The 5,344-nt window shown below is 72.7% G+C and carries 2 protein-coding genes; both read left to right on the top strand.

The features are described from left to right. On the top strand, positions 1-973 hold a 973-nt coding region (locus AB7U92_RS21135; RefSeq protein ID WP_428581663.1), incomplete at its 5' end, for a beta-ketoacyl reductase. 5 nt (positions 974-978) lie between these two features. Then, the coding region (locus AB7U92_RS21130; protein ID WP_428581660.1) for a type I polyketide synthase at positions 979-5,344 on the top strand (4,366 nt) is incomplete at its 3' end.

Raw genomic sequence — 5,344 nt, 5'->3', positions numbered from 1 at the left:
GCCGGGCCAGGTGCCGCTGCGGGGCATCGTGCATGCCGCCGGCGTGCTCGATGACGGCCCGCTGCTGATGCAGGACGCACGGCGTTTCGCCCGGGTGCGTCGCGGCAAGGCGGACGGCGCACGCCTTCTGGACACGCTGACGCGAGGGATGGCGCTGGACTTCCTCGTGTTCTTTTCCGCCGCCGGCTCGCTGCTCGGCCCGGCGGGTCAGGGACCCTATGCCGCCGCCAATGCCGAGCTCGACGCCATCGCCGAGGCGCGACGCAGCGCCGGCCTGCCCACGCTGAGCGTGGCCTGGGGGTTGTGGCGCGACGGCGGCATGGGTGCAACGACCATCGCGGCCGGGCACGACGCCTGGACCACGCGGGGCCTGCGCTGGCTGGAGGCCGATACCGCCTTCGCGCAGCTGGAGCGGCTGTGGCGTGACGGCGCCGCCCATGCCGCCGTGCTGCCGATCGACTGGACCCGTTTTCTCGCCGCGGCGCCGGCGGGCCTGGACCTGCACTTCTACGCCGGCCTGGTCCGGGCGCAGGCCGCCGCGAGCGCCACCACAGTCGCCAGCGGCAAGACCAGCCGGGCCGAGGCCTGGATGGCGTTGCCGGCCAGCCAGCGCCGAGGCGCCGTGCTCGCGCACCTGGCCGAGCAGGCTCGCCAGGTCATCGGACTGGCGCCGGACACGCCGCTCGGCGCCGCCGTGCCGCTGAAGGAAGCCGGGCTCGACTCGCTGATGGCCGTGGAGTTGCGCAATCAGCTGACCCGCTCGGTCGGCCGGCCGCTGCCGGCCACGCTGCTGTTCGATCATCCTTCACTGGATGCTCTGGCCGACGAACTGAGCCGCCGGCTCGGGCTGGCCACTGCCGCCGTCGCGACACCGACGCAGGCCGAGCTCGGCGTCGCCGCGCTGAGCGAGGCACAGGCCGAAGCCGAACTGCTGGCCGAACTGGCCGGCCAGTCACCGGCACCACGCCGCTGAACACGATGGCCGACACCGATCTCTCCCCCGTCAAGCGCGCGCTGATCGAGATCCGCGAGCTGCGTGCGCGCGTGGCCGAACTGGAGGCGACGGCACGCGAACCGCTGGCGATCGTCGGCCTCGCGATCCGCGTGCCAGGTGGCGTTGTCGATGTCGCGACCTTCGAACAACTGCTGTGGAACGGCACGGACGCCATCGCGGACATCCCGGCCGACCGCTGGGACATCGACGCCTGGTACGACGCCGACGTGCAGGCGCCGGGCAAGATGACCACCCGGCTGGGCGGCTTCATCGATGGCGTGGACCGGTTCGACGCCGAGTTCTTCGGCATCTCGCCGCTCGAGGCGGCGAGCATGGATCCGCAGCAGCGCCTTGCGCTGGAACTCGCCTGGCACGCACTCGAGGATGCCGGCCATGCGCCAGCCGGGCTGGCCGGCACACGCACCGGTGTCTACCTGGGCATCGCGAACAACGATTACGGGCGCGCCCTGTTCGCCCAGCCCGAACGCATCGACCCCTACTACAGCTCGGGCAACGCGTTCAGCGTCGCTTCCGGCCGCATCGCGTACCTGCTCGGGCTGCAGGGACCGGCGGTGTCGGTGGACACGGCCTGCTCGTCGTCGCTGGTGGCGCTGCACCTGGCCTGCCAGGGCCTGCGCCACGGCGACTGCGACATCGCCCTGGTCGGCGGCGTCAACCTGGTGCTGAGGCCCGAGATCAACGTCAACTTCTCGAAGGCCGGCATGATGGCCGGCGACGGTCGATGCAAGACCTTCGACGCCGCTGCCGACGGCTACGTGCGCGGCGAAGGTGGCGTGATGCTGGTGGTGCGCCGTCTCGCCGATGCGCGTGCCGACGGCGATCGCATCCTCGCACTCGTGCGCGGCACGGCGGTGAACCAGGACGGCCGCAGCAACGGCCTGACCGCGCCGAATGGCCCGGCGCAGGAGGCGGTGATCCGGGCCGCGCTCGAGGCGGCCGGGGTCGTCGCCGGCGACGTCGGCTATGTCGAAGCGCACGGCACCGGCACGCCGTTGGGCGATCCGATCGAGGTCAACGCGCTCGGGGCCGTGCTCGGTGACGGTCGGGAGGCCAACCGGCCACTGGCCATCGGCTCGGTGAAGACGAACATCGGCCACCTGGAGGCTGCGGCGGGCCTCGCCGGGCTGGCCAAGGCGGTGCTGGTGCTGCGCAAGGGCGAGATTCCTCCGCACCTGCACCTGCAGCAGCTCAACCCCTACATCGACTGGGCATCGCTGGCGCTGGCCGTGCCCACGCAGACCACGCCCTGGCCGGCCGGCGCACCGCGCATTGCCGGGATCAGCTCGTTCGGGTTCAGCGGTACCAACGCCCACGTGCTGATCGAGGCCGGCCCGCCGGACGAGAAGGAGGAGGCCGCGTCCGACACGACCGCTGGTCGATCGCGGCCGCCACAGCTCCTGCCGCTGTCGGCGCGCGACCCGGCGGCCCTGCAATCGCTGGTCGGCGCCTATCGGCTGCGGCTGGCCGACTGCGACGAAGCCACGCTGCCCGACCTGTGCTTCACCGCCGGCGCCGGCCGGACCCACCAGCCGCTGCGCCTGGCGGCCCAGGGCGACGATGCGGCCGCGCTGGAGGCCGCGCTGGCGGCCTGGCAGCGCGGCGAGCCGCACCCGGCGCTGACCGAGGGCCGCATCGGCGCCGAAGCGCCGCGCATCGCCTTCCTGTTCCCGGGTCAGGGCCCGCAGTACGTCGGCATGGGACGCGAACTCTACGAGGCCGCGCCGGCCTTCCGCGAGGCCTTCGACCGTTGCTGCGATGCGCTGGATGCACTGCTGCCGCAGCCGCTGCGACCGATCGTGTTCGGCGAGCCTGGAACGGCCGGCCTGCTCGACGAGACGCAGTATGCGCAGCCGGCGATGTTCGCCATCGAGGTGGCACTGGCCACGCTGTGGCGCAGCTGGGGCGTCGAACCGGTGGCGGTGATGGGCCACAGCTTCGGCGAATACGCCGCGGCCTGTGTGGCCGGTGCGATCTCGATTGCCGACGGCGCGCGCATGGTGGCCGCCCGCGGCCGCCTGGCCCAGGGACTGCCGCGCGACGGCGCGATGATGGTCGTCGAGGCCGACGAGGCCGCGGTTGCCGCGGCGATCGGGCGCCAGGGCGGCAGGGTCGCGATCGCGGCGGTCAACGGCGCCGCCAACACGGTCATCAGCGGCGAACGCAGCGCCGTCGAGGCGATCGCCCAGGGCTTCGCGGCGGGTGGCGCACGCACCAAGCCGCTGCGCGTCTCGCATGCCTTCCACTCGCCCCTGATGGACCCGGTGCTCGACGCCTTCGAGTCCGCGCTGGAAGGCGTCGTCTATGCCGAGCCGGAGCTCGCGTTGATCTCCAACCTGTCGGGCCGGCTCGCCAACCGCGCATCGATCGGCTCGGCCGCCTACTGGCGGCGCCACCTGCGCGAGCCCGTGCGTTTCGCCGACTCGATCCATGCGCTCGCTGCGCAGGGCATCACGCACTACATCGAGATGAGCCCGCACCCGGTGCTGCTCGGCATGGGCTCGGAACTGCTCGGAACCGGGCAATGGCTGCCGTCGCTGCGCGAAGGACGCGGGGCCTGGCCCACGCTGTTCGACGGCCTGCAAGCGCTGTACTGCAGCGGCGCCGACATCGACTGGGCGCAGTTGCATCGCGGGCGCCGGGCGCGACGCGTGCCGGCGCCTGGCTATCCCTTCCAGCGCAAGCGCCACTGGATCGATGCCGAGTCGGCAACGCCCGCCGGCGGCCCCTCGGCCGCGCAACGCTGGCAGCAGATGGCCAACGCGCTGGATCGCCAGTCCGACCGCGCTCCTATCGGCCTGGATGTCGCCTCCTACCCGGCCAAGTGGGCGTTGCTGGCCCGTCTGACACGCGCCCACGCGCTGCAGACCATGCGCCAGGCGGGTCTGTTCGCGGCGGCCGGCGAGCGCCGCCGCCTGGCCGACGTGCGCGAGACCGCAGGCATTGCCGCGGCCTATCAGCATCTGCTGCAGCGCTGGCTGCGCGGCCTGGTTGCCGACGGCCTGCTGCGCGAAGAAGGCGGCGAGTTCGTCGCCGTCGCTGCGCTTCCGGCACCGGCGCTCGAGGCCCTGTGGACGGAGGTCGAGCGCGAGTTCGCCGACAACGCCCCGCTGCTGGCCTACGTGCGTCATTGCGGAAGTCTGGTCGGCGATGTGCTGCGCGGCCGCGAGAGTCCGCTGGAGACCCTGTTCCCCGGCGGCTCCTTCGATCTGGCCCGTGACCTGTACGAGCGCTCCGCGACGATGCGCTACATCAACCAGCTGGCCGCCGCCGCCTTCGAATCGCTCGGCGCCGCGGTGCCGGTGGGCCGCGTTCTGCGCGTGATGGAGATCGGCGCGGGCACCGGCGGCACCAGTTCGTCCCTGCTGCCGGCACTGCCGGCCGACCGATTCCGCTACAGGTTCACCGACGTCAGCGATGCTTTCCTCGCGGAAGCCCGTCGACGCTTCGCCGCGTGGCCCGGCGTCGAGTTCGGACTGTTCGACCTCGAGAAGCCGCTGGACGAGCAGGCACTGGCGCCAGGCAGCGTCGACGTGATCGTCGCCGCCAACGCCGTTCACGCGGTGAAGGACCTGCGCGGCGCGCTGACCCGCCTGCGCAGCCTGCTGGCACCCGGCGGCGTGCTGGTGCTGGTCGAGTCGACCGTGCACTTCGAGTACTTCGACATGACCACCGGTCTGATCGAAGGCTGGCAGCATTTCGCCGACGACCTGCGTGGCGACAACCCGCTGCTGGCGCCCGACCTGTGGCAGTCCGCCTTGCTCGCTGCCGGCTTCGCGCGAGCCGGCGCCTGGCCGCCGGCGGGGTCGGCGGCAGAGGCGATGGGGCAGCACGTGGTGGTCGCGCAGGTACCAGGCGACGGTGTCGCCGCCACGGCATCGGCCGACGCCGACTTGACGGCCGCCGCGGCCGGCCAGGCCGACCGGCAGACCGCGGCAGCGGTGCCGGCGTGGCGCCCCAGCTTCGACGCCGCGGTGCCGGCGCAGCGGCTCGACCTGCTGCGCGAACTGGTGCGTGCCCAGGTGATGCAGGTGATGCGCCTGGACACGGCCTCGCCACCCGCGCTGCACGACCGGCTGATGGACCTGGGCATGGACTCCCTGATGGCCGTGCAGCTTCGCAACGGTCTGGGCCGCGCGCTGGAGCTGCCCCGTGCGCTGCCCTCGACGCTGATGTTCGACCATCCGACCATCGACGCCATCGCCCGACACCTGCTCGAGCGCCTCGCGCCCGAGGCCGTCGCGCCGGCACCACCGGCCTCCGCACGAACAGCGGCGGCACCGGCACTGGGCGCCGCCGACGTTGCCGACCTGAGCGACAGATCGGAAGAGC

The sequence above is a fragment of the Piscinibacter sp. genome, assembly GCF_050175855.1.
GTDB lineage: Bacteria > Pseudomonadota > Gammaproteobacteria > Burkholderiales > Burkholderiaceae_C > Piscinibacter.
The sequence above is the reverse complement of the archived record's forward strand: the minus strand, read 5'-3'. Positions and strand labels throughout refer to the sequence as shown.